General features: G+C 42.9%; 10 protein-coding genes and 1 pseudogene. 4 read left to right on the top strand and 7 right to left on the bottom strand.

What is annotated here, in order from left to right; genetic code table 11:
- Nucleotides 1-10 precede the first annotated feature (10 nt).
- From purF to CHL1_RS07170, 4 genes are all read right to left on the bottom strand, one after another.
- Nucleotides 11-1,399 carry an amidophosphoribosyltransferase gene (gene purF, locus CHL1_RS07185; RefSeq protein WP_070372082.1) on the bottom strand — a complete coding sequence of 463 codons (1,389 nt, stop codon included), beginning with the start codon at nt 1,397-1,399 and terminating at the stop codon, nt 11-13.
- Between the two features lie 73 nt (nt 1,400-1,472).
- Entirely contained in the window at nt 1,473-2,180 is a 708-nt protein-coding gene (purC, locus tag CHL1_RS07180; protein WP_070372083.1) for a phosphoribosylaminoimidazolesuccinocarboxamide synthase, read from the bottom strand.
- Nucleotides 2,181-2,230: 50 nt separating this feature from the next.
- A complete protein-coding gene (gene purE / locus CHL1_RS07175) occupies nt 2,231-2,722 on the bottom strand; it encodes a 5-(carboxyamino)imidazole ribonucleotide mutase (protein ID WP_250935646.1) in 492 nt (163 codons plus the stop codon).
- Between the two features lie 61 nt (nt 2,723-2,783).
- Nucleotides 2,784-6,533: a phosphoribosylformylglycinamidine synthase gene (locus CHL1_RS07170; RefSeq protein WP_250935644.1), complete on the bottom strand. Its 3,750-nt coding sequence runs from the start codon at nt 6,531-6,533 to the stop codon at nt 2,784-2,786.
- A gap of 235 nt (nt 6,534-6,768) precedes the next feature.
- Here CHL1_RS07170 and CHL1_RS07165 point away from each other — a divergent pair, with 235 nt between their 5' ends.
- Together CHL1_RS07165 and CHL1_RS07160 are read left to right on the top strand one after the other, a co-directional pair.
- Nucleotides 6,769-7,467, top strand: a complete 699-nt coding sequence (locus CHL1_RS07165) for an MBL fold metallo-hydrolase (protein ID WP_070372086.1) — start codon at nt 6,769-6,771, stop codon at nt 7,465-7,467.
- 37 nt (nt 7,468-7,504) lie between these two features.
- A pseudogene (locus CHL1_RS07160) lies at nt 7,505-9,639 on the top strand (diguanylate cyclase domain-containing protein).
- Between the two features lie 55 nt (nt 9,640-9,694).
- On the opposite strand, the gene CHL1_RS07155 reads toward CHL1_RS07160, so the two are convergent.
- The 3 genes from CHL1_RS07155 to CHL1_RS07145 are packed head-to-tail and all read right to left on the bottom strand — an operon-like array spanning nt 9,695 to nt 11,277.
- The gene (locus tag CHL1_RS07155; RefSeq protein ID WP_084633715.1) at nt 9,695-10,297 is read right to left on the bottom strand and encodes a protein-L-isoaspartate(D-aspartate) O-methyltransferase; all 603 of its coding nucleotides are present in this window, start codon (nt 10,295-10,297) and stop codon (nt 9,695-9,697) included.
- Nucleotides 10,298-10,336: 39 nt separating this feature from the next.
- Nucleotides 10,337-11,080, bottom strand: a complete 744-nt coding sequence (locus CHL1_RS07150) for an EFR1 family ferrodoxin (RefSeq protein WP_250935640.1) — start codon at nt 11,078-11,080, stop codon at nt 10,337-10,339.
- A 20-nt stretch (nt 11,081-11,100) separates the two neighbouring features.
- The gene (locus CHL1_RS07145; RefSeq protein WP_250935638.1) at nt 11,101-11,277 is read right to left on the bottom strand and encodes a hypothetical protein; all 177 of its coding nucleotides are present in this window, start codon (nt 11,275-11,277) and stop codon (nt 11,101-11,103) included.
- Between the two features lie 239 nt (nt 11,278-11,516).
- On the opposite strand from CHL1_RS07145, the gene CHL1_RS07140 reads away from it, so the two are divergent.
- Both CHL1_RS07140 and CHL1_RS07135 read left to right on the top strand, forming a co-directional pair.
- Complete coding sequence (locus CHL1_RS07140; RefSeq protein ID WP_250935636.1) at nt 11,517-12,089, top strand: GGDEF domain-containing protein; 573 nt, start codon at nt 11,517-11,519, stop codon at nt 12,087-12,089.
- A 289-nt stretch (nt 12,090-12,378) separates the two neighbouring features.
- On the top strand, nt 12,379-15,495 hold the full coding sequence (locus CHL1_RS07135; RefSeq protein WP_250935634.1) for a methyl-accepting chemotaxis protein: 3,117 nt from the start codon (nt 12,379-12,381) through the stop codon (nt 15,493-15,495).
- Nucleotides 15,496-15,832 lie beyond the last annotated feature (337 nt).

The following is a 15,832-nucleotide window of genomic DNA, read 5'->3' as shown; positions in this document are numbered from 1 at the left end:
CACTTGCCAATTAGTCGTTGGCATTTAAAATTGGCACTTCCATCGGATATTCCCCGTCAAAGCAGGCCCGGCAGAAGGTTGTTTTACCGCCGACAGATTCGGTTAAGCCCTCCAATGAAATATAGGCCAGCGAATCGGCACCGAGAATTTCTCTGATTTCTTCGACCGTTTTCTTGGCACCAATCAAGTATTTTCGCCGCGGTGTATCAATTCCAAAGTGACAAGTATGGGCGACTGGCGGACTGGTAACCCGGAAATGAACCTCGGTTGCGCCAGCCTGTCTTAAAATCTCAACCAGACGTTTGGAGGTAGTCCCCCGAACGATGGAATCGTCGATAATAATAACCCGTTTGCCTTTAATGGTTTCTTTTAATGGGTTGAGTTTTATCCGTACCCCTTCTTCCCGCAACTTCTGATTGGGTTGAATAAAGGTTCGGCCAATGTATTTATTTTTAATCAAGCCGACACCATAGGGAATCCCTGATGCTTCAGCATAACCGATGGCTGCGCCAATTCCTGAATCCGGCACCCCAATGACTACATCGGCTTCAACTGGTGACTCTTTGGCAAGAATTTCGCCAGCTTTATGACGAGCCGCATAAACAGATGTTTCATCCATCACCGAATCGGGACGGGCAAAATAAATCAACTCGAAAATACAGGCTTTCTTTTTAACCCAGTTGTTTTGGCCATAACTGGTTAAGCCATTTTCGTCAATGACAACAATTTCGCCGGGTTCAACATCGCGAACCAGTTCCGCCCCAATCGCATCCAGGGCACAGCTTTCCGATGTCAGAAAATAATCTTCATCCTTCTTACCAATACAAAGCGGCCGCAAACCATAGGGATCACGAACGCCCACCAGTTTATCGCCAACCGTGATTACCAGAGCATAGGCCCCCTTGATGATTTCGACCATTCGTTGAATCGCTTCAATCATCCCGTGGCGCAGGCCTCTGGCTAAAATGTTGACCATTACCTCGGTATCAATAGTCGTCTGAAAAACAACGCCAGAGTCTTCCAGCATGTTCCGTAAAGCACTATCATTGATGAGATTTCCATTATGTGCCAAAGCTATTTGGCCCATACTGTGATTAACCGTTAATGGTTGAGCATTTGTGACCCCATCTTCGCCTGAAGTGGAATAACGAACGTGACCGATTCCGATATTACCTTTAAGCTGTTTTAATACGTTGCCTTTAAATGCATCACAGACCAGGCCCGTTTCTTTGTGGGTCGAAATCTTTCCGTCTTTGTTAACTGATATACCAGCGCTTTCCTGACCGCGGTGCTGAAGCGCATAAAGTCCATAATAGATATAGGAAGAACAATTATTCTCTTTCGATTTGAGATAGGCCCCCATTATTCCACATTCATCGCGAAACTTGTCATTTATCATTGGTGTGTGTATCCTCCAGGTATTTGATTTTATTTTTCCCGCACTTGAATTTTTATATGATACGAGTGATTTTTTATGCCTGAACCCGTTTTAGCATTTCTTCGTAGGCTTCTTCGATATGGCCAAGGTTTCTACGGAAGCGGTCTTTATCCAGTTTTTCATTGGTTTTTACATCCCAAAAACGACAGGTATCAGGTGAGATTTCATCAGCCAGAACAATTTGTCCGTCGTTGGTTTTACCAAACTCAATTTTAAAGTCGACCAGGTTGATCCCTCTTTCCAGAAAATACGCTTTTAAGATCTCATTAATTTTAAAGGTCATGTCGCGAATCACTGCAATTTCATCAGCGGTGGCCAATTCCATGGCGATGGCGTGATCATCGTTGATAACCGGATCGCCAAAATCATCATTTTTATAGCAGAATTCAAAAATCGGTGATTTTAATTTCAAACCTTCTTCCAGACCAAGGCGTTTACAAATAGAACCAGCGGCGGTGTTACGGATAATCACTTCCAATGGAAAAATCGTCACCGCTTTAACCAATTGTTCGTTTTCGGAGAGAACTTTGACAAAATGAGTGGGGATACCTTTTTCTTCCAACATTGTAAAGATAACACCGGTCATTTTATTATTGATGACCCCTTTACCGCCAATGCTACCTTTAACCTCGCCGTTAAAAGCAGTCGCGTCATCCTTATACTCAATAATAAATTCGTTGGGATTATCGGTTTTAAAAACTTTCTTGGCTTTACCTTCGTATAACTGTTCTAATTTTTCCATTTTAATCTCCTTAAAATTTGATTTAAATCAATGCTGTGCTTGTAAATGTCTTATAAGATTTCCTGAACCTTTTCATTTTTCGCAATTACTTCGTCGTTTAACTGAATTTTGAAAGCCTTCATTTTTTCGCGGATCTCCGGGTATTTGATTGACAGCATCTGAGCTAAAATCCCGGCGTTTTCGGCGCCATTGACAGCGACTGTGGCCACTGGTACGCCGGATGGCATCTGAACGATTGACAAGAGCGAATCCAGTCCACCTTGAAAAGAGGTTTGAATCGGAATGCCAATGACCGGAAGTGGTGTGATCCCAGCGATAACTCCCGGCAAGTGGGCCGCTTTTCCCGCTGCCGCAATGAAAACTTCAATCCCCCGATCTTCGGCAGTAGTGGCATAGTCAAAGATTTTGTGGGGATTGCGGTGGGCTGAGATAACCTGAACATCATATTCAATGCCAAATTTCTCCAGCGCAATCAGACATTTTTTGACAATCTCAAAATCAGAATCACTGCCCATGATAACCGCAACTTTTGGTGTACTCATTTTTTAATCTCCTTCGTGTTTGCTTCTTAAATTTTCTAACACTAGTTTTCTTATTTATAATTTATTTAAAATAATTGACGCCAGCTTTAAAGATCTGCTGATCCATATTGCCGGGAATATTTTTATAGAGATTCTTGCCGATTCGTTCGGAGTGACCCATTTTCCCAAGGACCCGGCCATCCTGGCTGGTGATGCCTTCAACCGCATAAACAGAACCGTTGGGATTGAAGCGGCCATCAAGGGTGGCGGCACCCTCAAAATCCACATATTGGGTAGCAATCTGACCGTTTTCGATGAGGATTTTCAGCACCGCATCACTGGCGACAAAACGACCTTCGCCATGCGACATGGGCATCCGATGAATATCCCCGACCTTGGTATTGGCCAACCAGGGCGACAGATTGGAGCTGATTCGAGTCATCGGAATGGTGGACACATGGCGGCCGATGGTGTTAAAGGTTAAGGTCGGCATCTCCTCGGTAATTTCACAGATTTCACCATTGGGAACCAGTCCCAGCTTAATCAGGGCCTGGAAGCCATTACAGATCCCCAATACCAACCCATCCCGGTTATTGAGCAAATCCATGACGGCATCCATCATCTTGGGATTTCTAAAAACCGAGGCAATAAATTTACCGGAACCGTTCGGTTGATCCCCAGCACTAAACCCACCAGGAATCATTATCATCTGGGATGCTCTGATCTGCGCCGCCATTTCGTCAATGGAGTTGATTATATCCTGCGCTGACTGATTTCTGAAAATCGTCGTCACCGCTTTTGCACCGGCATTCTCAAAGGCTTTGACCGAGTCGTATTCACAGTTAGTTCCCGGGAAGACCGGGATAAATACCTGAGGTTTGGCTAGTTTATCTTTGTGGTATACAATCGGTGTGACCTTAAAGCTTAAGGTTTCCACGGCCCCACTGATTTCTGCTTTTTCAGGATAAACTGACCGCAGTGGTGCTTCCCAGACTTCGATCAATTCATTAATTGCGATGGCATCACTGCCAAATACAATTTTATTATTATCAGTGGTCTTGCCAATGGGGGTTGAGCCCTCCAGAATTTCAAAACTTTCGATCAAGATACTGCCATACAGTGGTTTAAACAAGAAGGCGGGATCGATCCGATCATTGATGTCAACCCCGATGCCGTTACCAAATGCCATTTTTGTCACTGCTTCAGCCAAACCGCCATAACCGATTGTTTTGGCGCTCAATATTTTGCCTTCCCGATTCGCTTTAATGATGACATCATAAACAGCTTTCACCGCAACTAAGTCCGGTACTCCATTTTTATCTAACGGTAAACTAAACAATTGTAACAATGACTCACTGGACTTGAGTTCACTGGTTATCACTGATTCCACGTGAGTTGTCACCACTGCAAAAGAAATCAGGGTTGGTGGAACGGTCAGTTCGCCAAAGCTGCCTGACATACTATCCTTGCCACCAATGGCTGGCGTTCCCATGGCTGTCTGAACCTGATGGGCCCCTAAGAGCGCCGCAAAAGGGCGGCCCCATTTAATTGGTTCTTTGCCCAACCGTTCAAAATATTCCTGAAAACTGAGGCGGGCCTTTTTATAATCGCCCCCCATCGCAACCAGTTTGGACAGCGATTCAAGCACTCCCATCATCCCGCCTAGAAAGGGACTGCTTTTGGCGATGGTCGGATTGTAACCAAAGGTCATCATGCTGCAGGTGGTAGTGTCGCCATGAATCATCGGAATCTTGGCGATCATCCCGTCCATTGGTGACAAAGCGTTTTTGCCGCCATAGGGCATCGCCACAGTGCCAGCGCCAATGGTTGAGTCAAACATTTCCACCATACCTCGCTGACTGGCTACATTCAGATCTTTTAGCGTCTCTTTCATTTGATTGATAAAATCGAATTGTTCATCTTTTTTCGGGTCTTGATCCGCTGTTTTTATTGCGCTATCTATTTCTATTGGTGACTCAACTACCACATCAATAAATTGTGGTGCACCGTTGGTTTCAAGAAAGGATCGGGAAATATTCAAGATTTCTGCACCCCGCCATTTCATGATCAACCGACCTGAATCGGTGACAACGGCAACTGGGGTAATCTCCAGGTTTTCAGCTTTTCCCATAGAAATAAAGGTATCCACATCTTTAGGATCGACCACCACAGCCATTCGTTCCTGGGATTCAGAAATGGCCAGTTCGGTGCCATCCAAGCCTTCATATTTTTTTGGCACCTTATCCAAATCGATTTCCAGACTATCTGCCAGTTCGCCAATGGCCACCGATACCCCGCCAGCACCAAAGTCGTTACAACGTTTAATGAGATTCGCCAGTTCTTTACTGCGGAATAAGCGTTGGATTTTTCTTTCTTCGACGGGATTTCCTTTTTGAACCTCAGCCCCACTTTCCAGAATCGATTCTTCAGTATGGGCCTTAGATGAACCGGTGGCACCACCGCAACCATCCCGGCCAGTCCGACCACCAACTAGCAACACCACATCGCCAGGAGCTGGGCGTTCCCGGATGACATTTTCTTTGGGTGCCGCAGCAATCACGGCCCCGACTTCCATCCGCTTGGCCAGAAAACCGGGATCATAAACTTCCGTTACCTGACCAGTTGCCAAACCGATCTGATTCCCATATGAACTGTATCCATGGGCCGCTTCCGTCGAAATTTTACGTTGCGGCAATTTGCCCGGTAAGGTATCTTCAATGGTCGCCCGGGGATCCCAGGCACCAGTTACCCGCATTGCCTGATAAACATAACTTCGACCGGAAAGTGGATCCCGGATAGCCCCACCCAGACAAGTCGCAGCCCCGCCAAACGGTTCGATTTCGGTGGGATGGTTATGGGTTTCATTTTTAAACATCAGTAGCCATTCTTCGTCGACACCATCATGATCGACAACCATGTTGATGCTACAGGCATTGATTTCTTCTGATTCATCCAGATCTGGAATCCGCCCCGCTTTTTTAAGTGCTTTGGTACCAATAACCGCCAGATCCATCAGACTCATTGGTCGTTCGGAATTTTCGCCGTATAGATCCGTTCTGGCCTGACAATAATCAGCATAGGCCCGTTTCATCGCCTGTGAAATGGGGTCATCGCCCAGAAACTGCACCTGCTTAATCTGAGTTAAAAAAGTCGTATGACGACAATGATCCGACCAATAGGTATCAATTACCTTTAATTCCGTAATGGTCGGATTCCGCTGTTCTTCTTTATTAAAATAATTCTGAACAAATATAATGTCCTCAGTTGTCATGGCAAATCCGTGATCCAGACGAAACGCTTCTAATTGATCACCATTTAGCGTGATAAAACGATCCAGCGGTTTGATATCATTTGGCTCACGAACCTCATCAGCCAGGGTTGTAAAAGGTTCTAAACTGGCTTCCTGAGAATCCACTGGATTAATCATGTAGTGCTTAATACTCTCAAATTCATTTTGAGTTAATTCCCCTGTGAGTACAACAATTTTTGCGACTTTAACTAAAGCCCGTTCACCGGATACGATCTGAATGCACTGAATCGCGGAATCGGCATGCTGATCGTATTGCCCAGGTAGATACGAAATTCCAAATATTTTTTCATCAACTCTCGTTTCAAGACAGTCTTCAAATACCTGATCAACATTGGGTTCGGATAAAATAGTGCTAATAATCTGATCAAACAACTCATCTGCCACGTCTTGGACATCATATCGATATACTATACGCATGGATTCAAGCTTTTGAATCTTTAGAATCCGTTGAAAGGTATGTGTCAACGACTTGGCTTCTACTTCAAATTCGTCTTTTTTTTCTACAAAAATTCGTTTTATCACAATTTTTCCACCTTTTTAAATGATAAACTTATTTTACTATTTCCGAACAATAATATCAATAGAATTTAAAACGTTCGGATTATTTTTTTATTTTCCCGAATATTTTTCAAGTTTATCCGTTTATTTTCAAATTTTTAATCGATTCCGGTATAATTTGAAGTATAATTGCATTATATTTGGGTAATATAGTACTAACCAATTACTCGATATAAAAAAGATCCAAGAGAGGTAACATATGAAAATTTTCCATTTGCATCATAGCGGCTTTTTAATTCAATTAGCAGATAAAACACTGATCTTTGATTGTTTTACCCATATCCCAACCAGTCTCCTTCGCAAGGGACTTCCTCATTATTTTTTTGTGTCTCATGGTCACGGCGACCACTACACCGCTGATATTTTTTCAACCGAACGGGTTTATCACCCTACCTATATATTAAGTGATGATATCCCCAAAGCCTCTACTCATAAAACCCATACTATTGGCCCCTACCAGCACATGTCGCTGGGTGGGATGGACATCAAAACTTTTGGTTCCACTGATCAAGGTATCTCATTTTATATTGCTACCAATTCCCATCGGATTTTCCACGCCGGGGATCTCAATTGGTGGGACTGGGACACCAATGAAAAACCAAATATCGATCCGATACAGGAAGAAAAGGACTATAAAGCTGAACTGGAAAAAATGAAGAACCTGCCCATGGAATTCGCCTTTGTTCCGGTGGATCCCCGTCTGGGCGACTCCTTCTACAAAGCGGGCGAATATTTTATCGAAACCTTTCATCCCAAGGTACTCATTCCCATGCATTTTCGTGATGATTTCGAAATTATCCAGCGTTTCAAAGACAAAATCGGGAACACCAAAACGATTATTCCTGAATTTAAAGAACGGAATGTCAAAATCAAAAACACCTGGTCACCTGGCGTCTGAATTATCGAATCTTCTTACTTGCTGAAGGAGTATTGCTATGAACAATCTATTTTCGCTTAGTAAACAAAGTCGTCAACTCCTTGACTTATTTTTTACCATCAGTACAGAATTTCTTTGCATTGCCGATGAACGAGGGGCTATTTTACAAACAAATCAGGTTTGGGAAACGAAGCTGGGCTACCTGAATCCAGATCTTTATGACAAAAATCTCATTGATCTTGTTCATCCCAACGATGTGCCCAACTTGATTCTTGGCCTAAAAAAATTGACTGGAGAAAAGGAATCACTGACGCTTACCACTCGTCTACACTCCAATTTTGACTCCTATCTTTTTGTAACCTGGCAGTTTAAATGGGTCGATGGACTTATCTTTTGTTGTGGTAAAGATTTGACTGAACTCTATCAGGCAAAAAAAGATGCTGAGAGCGCCAACTTTTTAAAAAATCAATTGATATCGATTTTATCAAATGAACTAAAGGAACCTCTGGAAAGTCTGTTCCTGTTTTTTGAGTTAATGAGCAAAGCCAATTCCAGATCAGATCAGAAAACCTGTCTGGAGAATATCCATCTTTCCTCTTCACTTCTGGGAAATCTGATTGATGGGCTTCTGACAAACGATAGCAAGACTGGCCATGATGTGATTGTTTTTGATTTTCACACTACCGTCGAGGATGCAATCATCCCCTTGATCGCCAGCGCCAAGCGTCATAACATTGCCATCGAATTGTCAATTCATCCCAAGATTCCAACGACTGTCGTTGGTGATCCTCAACGACTCAAGCAAATCATCTCCTATTTAATTCTTAACGCCATGAAATGCCTGGAGCAAGGTAAGATTTTCCTTGAAGCTACCCCGGAAAATACCGACAAATCAGTTTTTAAGATTTATTTTGATGTTAAAACGTCTGGAATTTCGCCCTTAAAAAATGGCTTGGCAGACCCCTTTTTATTTACCGATGCCACCGGCGTCACAATGGCAAACAATCTCAGTTTTGGCCTGGAACTAGTGAAAACGCTGGTTGAAACCATGAACGGCAAATTTTCTGCTGCCTGGGACAATGAGAACAACTATGATTTTTCATTTCATGTTCTCTTGCTCAGAGATGAGTCTCAGAAACTCAAAAACGGACGTAGTGTGTCCCAACATATATTACCGATGTATAATAAAAACCTTAGCCTCAAAGATGACGAACTAACAGCATTAGAGCAAATCGTAAATGATCAGACTCAATTAACCAGCTCTGGCGTTCTAGATCAGAGACCGAAAATCCTGGTGGTTGATGATTCAACCAAGAACACCCAAATGCTTGCTGAGGCTCTGGTAGAAAAATATGATATCACTGTTGCCAACAGCGGAAAAGCTGCCTTAGCTATGGCTACACAAAAACCTGTCCCCGACTTAATTCTGTTGGATCTCAGTATGCCGGAAATGAATGGCTTTGAAGTCAGTAAACAAATTCAGCTGGAAGAAAGTACGATGGGTATTCCGATCATTTTTTTAACGACTCTGAGTGACAAAGAAAACAAAGCCCATGGCGCCCAAACTGGTGCTGTTGATTTTATTTCCAAGCCCTTTGATCTGCCCAATGTCGAGCAAAAAATAAAATACCAGCTGGCGCTCAAGCATTATCGGGAAATTCTCAGTAACACAACCGATACCGACGCTTTAACCCAACTCGCCAACCGTCGCCGTTTCGAAGAAATGCTGACTATCGAAATTCGCAAAGCCAGACGAAATAACACCCCACTCTCGATGATCAGAATTGATATTGATTATTTTAAATTATATAATGAGACTTATGGCGCGCTGAAGGGGATGCTTGTCTCCAGGAAGTTGCCGGTACAATCAAAAAAACATTAAAACGTGCCGGTGATCTGGCCGCCCGCTGGGAAGGTGAGGAATTTATCTGTCTACTCCCGGACACTAATTTAAAGGGAGCCGCCCATATCGCTGAAATCATCAGAAAAACTGTAGTAAATTTGAGCATTCCTCACCAAACCTCACCAATTAATACAATCATCACTTTATCACTGGGAGTGGCTACCGGCGTTCATTTAGACAAAAGCACTTCCGAAAACTCCTTAACGACCCTTTTCACCCGCTCGGAAACCGCTCTAATCAGAGCCAAAAAAGCCGGTCGCAACCAGCTTTTTGTATTCCATAACGACTAAAAATTTAAAACCCCTATCCTCTTTTAAAAAAGGGTTCAGGGGTTTTAAAAACATCCTATTTAACTGCTGCTTTATTTTTCCAACCATATTTCCCTTTCATTTCAACAAAACGTACCAGATCAACGGTCTGCTGCCTAAGCTGCCCATCATCATCTTTACATATAAGCTTTAACTCCTGTAATTCCGGCGGCCCCACAGGGATAATCATTTTTCCACCTCTGGCCAACTGATCAATGAGTTCCTTGGGAATTCTCTCTGCTGCTGCCGTGACGATTATTCGATTGAAGGGGGCAAATTCAGCCCATCCCTCACTGCCATCGCCAATTTTATAAACAATATTTTTGTAACCCAAATTATTAAGTCTCTTTTGGGCTGTTTCCGATAATTCCGGAATTCGTTCAATCGTATAAACCATTTTCGAAAATCTAGCCAGAAGTGCTGTTTGGTAACCTGAACCCGTTCCAATTTCCAACACACAACTGTTTTTCTCTGGGGCGAGAATCTGAGTCATTTCAAGCACCAGAGAAGGTTGAGAAATTGTTTGTTCATAACCGATTGACAGGGGTTGATCCCGATCTGCAAATTCTTTCATTTCATTGTCAATAAAATAAGAACGATCCAGATGCACAAAAAAATCACTGAGTTCCTGATAATCCATTGCTGTTTCTCACTTTCAATTCCTTAACACCCAATTCTTTTATTGTCTAAAACAATCACTTTCAATCAGATAATCCCGTACACCTCGAAGTGACGAATGGCTGGTGGCACTGCTGATACGGGGATATACGGTCAGATGATCCATGCGGTCTTCGACTTTATTCAAATCAAAGCCTTCTGAAAGCACCACAAATTTTCCAATTCCCGGTTCAATAGCCTTTTGAGGGCAGCCATAAATACAACGCATACAGATGACGCACTCATTGCCAAAATGGTGCCTACCTTCACTAATTTTAATATTTTCTTGAGGACACAATTTTTCACACAATCCGCATTCAATACATTTCTCGTTGACTTTAAGTCGCCGACCAAAAATCCTTCCCCCAATCATCTCAAAATATCCCAGTTTTGATGCGATTCGATCGATGCCATAGGGCTGCGTTCGATGCCGTTCTCCTACCATAATTTCAGTCACCACCTTTTCAACAATTACTGGTGTTGCATGAAGAACCATGGCGCAAAGGCTTTCATCGTAACCGATCAAAAAATTAGATGGCATAACCATCATTTTTTCGTATATTACATCATAACCTTTTCTTTCAAGATGACGAATTGTTGCCCATCGACACGCTGTATTGGGCGAAATTTCGCCTCCACCTGAAACAGAAATGACCACCGCCGGTCGATCTTTGGCAGGCGGAATTTTTTTTAACCACTCCGTAATGGGTTTTGGTGCATTAAATGCATACACCGGAAACAACAGCACCAATACATCGCCAAACACAACTGGCTCAGTTATACCCCTTAACTCGGTGCGTTGAACCGCAATTGCTCTTTTTTTAACGAATGTTCGAACGCATCAGCAACTCGAGCTGTTCCTCCAGTACCTGTAAAATACACCAGATTTGCGTTTTTAAAATCCATTCTTTCCTCACTAACCGTACAGTTGTCTATTGCTTTTTGAATTTGAATGTCGCTCAATCTGTACACCTTATTTTTATTACCCGTTCTCCATTCTTTCAATAATCAAATGCGTATGATTATTGTGGCTGTCTTTGTCAATTTGCAGGTCTTCGTTCTACCATATTTTACCCTTTATTGTTAATTATAAACATATTCACGAGCGCTTGATTTTGATTAAAAAGCTTTACATTCCGCCCAAATCAAGTATAAAATACTATCAGGTCAATATTTTTTATGATCAGAAAGGAATTCTGAAAATGAGTAAATTTTGCGTTCCCCCAGATGACGCTTTTGCAAATGAATACGTTTCTAAGCGATACGGCTGCGTCACGGATATCCCTACTCCAATTGGCAATCGTCAAGAATTTGATTCAATGCTCGTTGAGGCCATCAACAAAGCAAAGACTACCGTACGTTATCTATCAATCCTTCTGATCAAATTTAACACTTTAGAGAAACCTACTCGTTGTCAAGAACAATTATCCAACACTGACTGTCATCGCCGGATTGCCACCATACTGAATAAAACCTTGAAACGTTCCGGGGATCTGGTTACCCAATGGGATGATTGCACATTCGCCTGTATTCTCTCAGATACGGATCCCGCCGGTGCTGCAGAAATGGCTGAAAAATTCAGACGAAAAATCTTAAACACCGCTTTTTTCCACGCAACCACTCCCCAGATTTGCTATTACACAGTTTCCATTGGTGTGGTTACTGCCATTCTCACTGATGATATTTCCTACGAAATACTGATTAAAAAAGTAACTCAGGCCCTGTCGGCAGCCGATGCAATGGGCCAAAACCAAATTGTTATCAATATAAATTAAAACCAGGCACTCTGTCTGGTTTTAATTTATATTGCATGTTTTTAGCGATTAAACTAACAGACAGCAACCAAGCTGCAACCAGCCACAACCTGTTCGGCAATGATAATTATTAGTTATGAAGTGGTAGATTTTTGTTATAAATAGTTATATAATGATAACACTGGTGTCTTTTGCGATGTCAGTATGCACTTGTCCTAAATCAACTTACATCCTGCTAAAATCATTGCGGCCGTATCTTGGCCCCTGATTTTCTGGATAACCTGCAAAACGATATTTGAAAGGGGTTATTATGAACAAAAATCTAGAACCGCTGCTGGATCTGGAACCAACCAAGCAAACCGATCTGACACCACAAACTGCTGCAAATACAGCTGACTATATCCCGGATAAAGCCATTCGCAAATCCCGAATATCCACCAAACTGCTGTTGTTTACAGTTGTCCTTATGGCCTTGGCCGTGTTTTCTCTGGGAATCATCACAGTTAACCTGGGTGCTGCTGCGTTAACCAACCAGGCCAATACCGATGCTCAAAAGTACACCACGGAAGGCGCTTCCCATGTTGGCGCCATCATTGATGGTAACTTATCGACCCTTAGTGAAGTGGCTTCCCGGGCCCGGGTAACCACCATGGACTGGCAAACTCAAGTTGATGCCATTGCTGGCGATGTGGAACGATTGGGTTATCAGGACATTGCCGTAATGAACCAGGACGGTCATGCCAAATATATCAAAGGCGGTGGCGAGTTTGATTCTTGGGGAGAATTTTGGTATGAAAACGGCTTCAAGGGTGAATTATCTATTTCTGATGTTGCCATCAGTAAAGTTACCAAAGAACCCGTGGTATTTGACGTCGCACCGATAAAAAGCAACGGTCAGGTTGTTGGCTTATTGGTTGGCCGAAGAGATCCAACCTTCTTAAAGGATATCATCAATGCCATGGGCGATGGCGACCGCCAGTTCGGTTTTGTTGTCAATGAAACTGGAGCGATGATGGCCCATCCCGATGATCAGATGATATTGGATCAGGTTAACGTCTTTGACGCTATCGACAACGATGGCATTTGGAAGAGTTTTGGTTTAGCGTTAAAGAAACTGGGAACCCAAACCACCGGGATGTTAACCTATACTTTAAACGGAGAAACCAAAATTGGTTCCACAGCTCCCATTCCTGGTACAAACTGGACCCTGATTGTCGCCCAATATGAAGATGATGTACTAGCTCCGATCAATAATCTCCGCAATCTGATTATCATGATTTCATTGTTTATTCTCCTGATTGGCGGTGCTGCAGCCTTTATAATGGCCCAAAAGCTGTCGAAACCGATTGTAAAACTTAAAGAAATCGCCGATCAGGTGGCTGTGGGCAAGGTGGATGTAAACATTGAAATCACCACCCATGACGAGATTGGCGATTTGATGCGATCTTTTGAAACCATGATTCAAAACAACAAAAGTCTCTCCGAAGCGGCTCAACAGATGTCAAAGGGTGATTTTGACGTTGCAATCATCCCCCGTTCTGACGATGATGTAATCGCCTATTCCATGGTTGCTGTTTTAACAGAAATGAACAGAATCCATGATGCCATTGTAAAATTTGGAAACGCTGCTTTAGCTGGACAACTTAACTACCGGGGAAATACCAATGAATACGCCGGGGCCTACAAAAATATGATCATTTCTTTAAACAATGTGATCAACACCTTTGTCAAACCCCTCAAAGTTGCCAATAAAGCCATTGAACGGATTGGCAACGGCGTGATCCCGCCTAAAATCACCACTGAATACAAGGGTGATTTTAATGATCTGAAAAATAATATCAACGCCTGCATCGATGGTTTAGGGGCTTTAACCGAGACTGGTGAAGTGCTTCATCGACTATTTATCAATGATTTTACGGCCCAAATGGAGGGAACCTATTTAGGCGTCTTTGGCGATTTGGCAACCTCTGTCAATGAAATTCACTGGAAATTAAACTACATCCATGCCATTGTCAATAATGTTGCCAACGGCAATATGAGTGATTACGATGAACTGGTTAACATCGGAAAACGAAGTGAAGCGGATGAATTTATTCCCAGCCTGATTCAAATGATTGAAAATATCCATTCCCTGGTTAGCGAAGCCGATGAAATGACCCGGCTGGCTGTTGAAGGCGATCTTGATCATCGGGGTGACCCTGCTAAATTCAAAGGCGAGTATGCCAAAGTTATTGCTGGCTTTAACCAAACCCTGGATGCTGTCATTGAGCCGATCCAGGCAGCTTCTACCGCCTTGGACGAGCTGGCCAAAGGTAACCTGAAGACGTATATGGATGGTGATTACAAAGGCCAGCACGGAAAAATAAAAGAGGATATGAACCGAACCATTGATTTCCTCAAAAACTATGTTGACGAAATCACAATCACCCTCCAACGCATTGGAGAGGGCGACCTCAGCCAGGAAATTAAAACCTATTATCATGGCGATTTTGTCGCCATTAAACTGGCTATTAATGGGATCACTACCCATTTAAGTGAAGTCATGAAAGAAATTGATGACGCTGCCGGACAAGTCGAAGCCGGTGCCATTCAAATCTCTGACGGCGGTCAAGCCTTATCACAAGGTACAACCGAACAGGCTAGTGCCATCCAGGAACTTACCGCTTCCATTGAAGAAGTGGCCGCAGAAACCAAGCGAAACGCCCAAAACGCCAATGAAGCCAATGAACGGGCCATTGAAGTGCGAACCAATGCTGAAGTAGGTAATTCTCAGATGTCAAAAATGGTCACTGCCATGGTTGAAATCAACGAATCGTCAAACAATATTTCAAAGATTATCAAGGTCATTGATGACATCGCCTTCCAAACCAATATTCTCGCTCTTAATGCGGCTGTCGAAGCCGCCCGGGCCGGACAACATGGCAAAGGCTTTGCCGTCGTTGCTGAAGAAGTGCGAACCCTGGCAGCCCGCAGTGCCGAAGCCGCCAAGGAAACCACGGGTCTCATTGAAGGCTCGATTGATAAGGTTGCAGCTGGCACCAAGATTGCTGATGAAACCGCTGAAAGTCTGGTTGAAATTCTTAATGAGATTGAAAAAGTAACCGGATTGGTTGGCAATATCGCCCGGGCCTCCAATGATCAGGCTTCAGAAATTGCACAAATCACCAAGGGTATTGAACAAGTTTCCAATGTAGTCCAAACCAACTCAGCTACTGCCGAAGAAAGTGCAGCTTCCAGCCAGGAGCTTTCCGGCCAGGCTGAGGTTCTTAAACAGATGATGCGCACTTTCAAACTCAAAAACCAATACAGCAACGATGTCGAAAGAACAATGCCGATTAACAAAAAGGTATCTGCGGTTCCCTTTGTCGCACCACCCCAACCTGAACCCCGGATCACTTTGGATGATTCAGAACGTGATAAGTACTGATATCTAAACAAGTCATATCCATATACTCCATGCTCTAAGTAAAAATCCTGAAGACAGTCAAATCCGATTGTCTTCAGGATTTTTTTGAATACTCATGTATTCTTTCATTTTACGATTTTATAACGGATGTCAATATCGATTCATTATCGTCCAGAATATAACAATAAACAACTGTCTATTTTCTATTTCTGCTAACATTATTGACATTTGATTAAAATTTTGATCGAGTTATACTATATTTGGAGCACTTTTTAGAAAATAATGCGATATTATGTTATTTTTTTGTTTCATTTTACAAGATTATCCCTTATAATTTACAGGAAATTAAAAAATGAAA

The sequence above is a fragment of the Acetobacterium wieringae genome (assembly GCF_023700225.1).
Taxonomy (GTDB): Bacteria; Bacillota; Clostridia; order Eubacteriales; family Eubacteriaceae; genus Acetobacterium; species Acetobacterium wieringae.
This window is presented reverse-complemented; position numbering and strand designations above follow the sequence as displayed.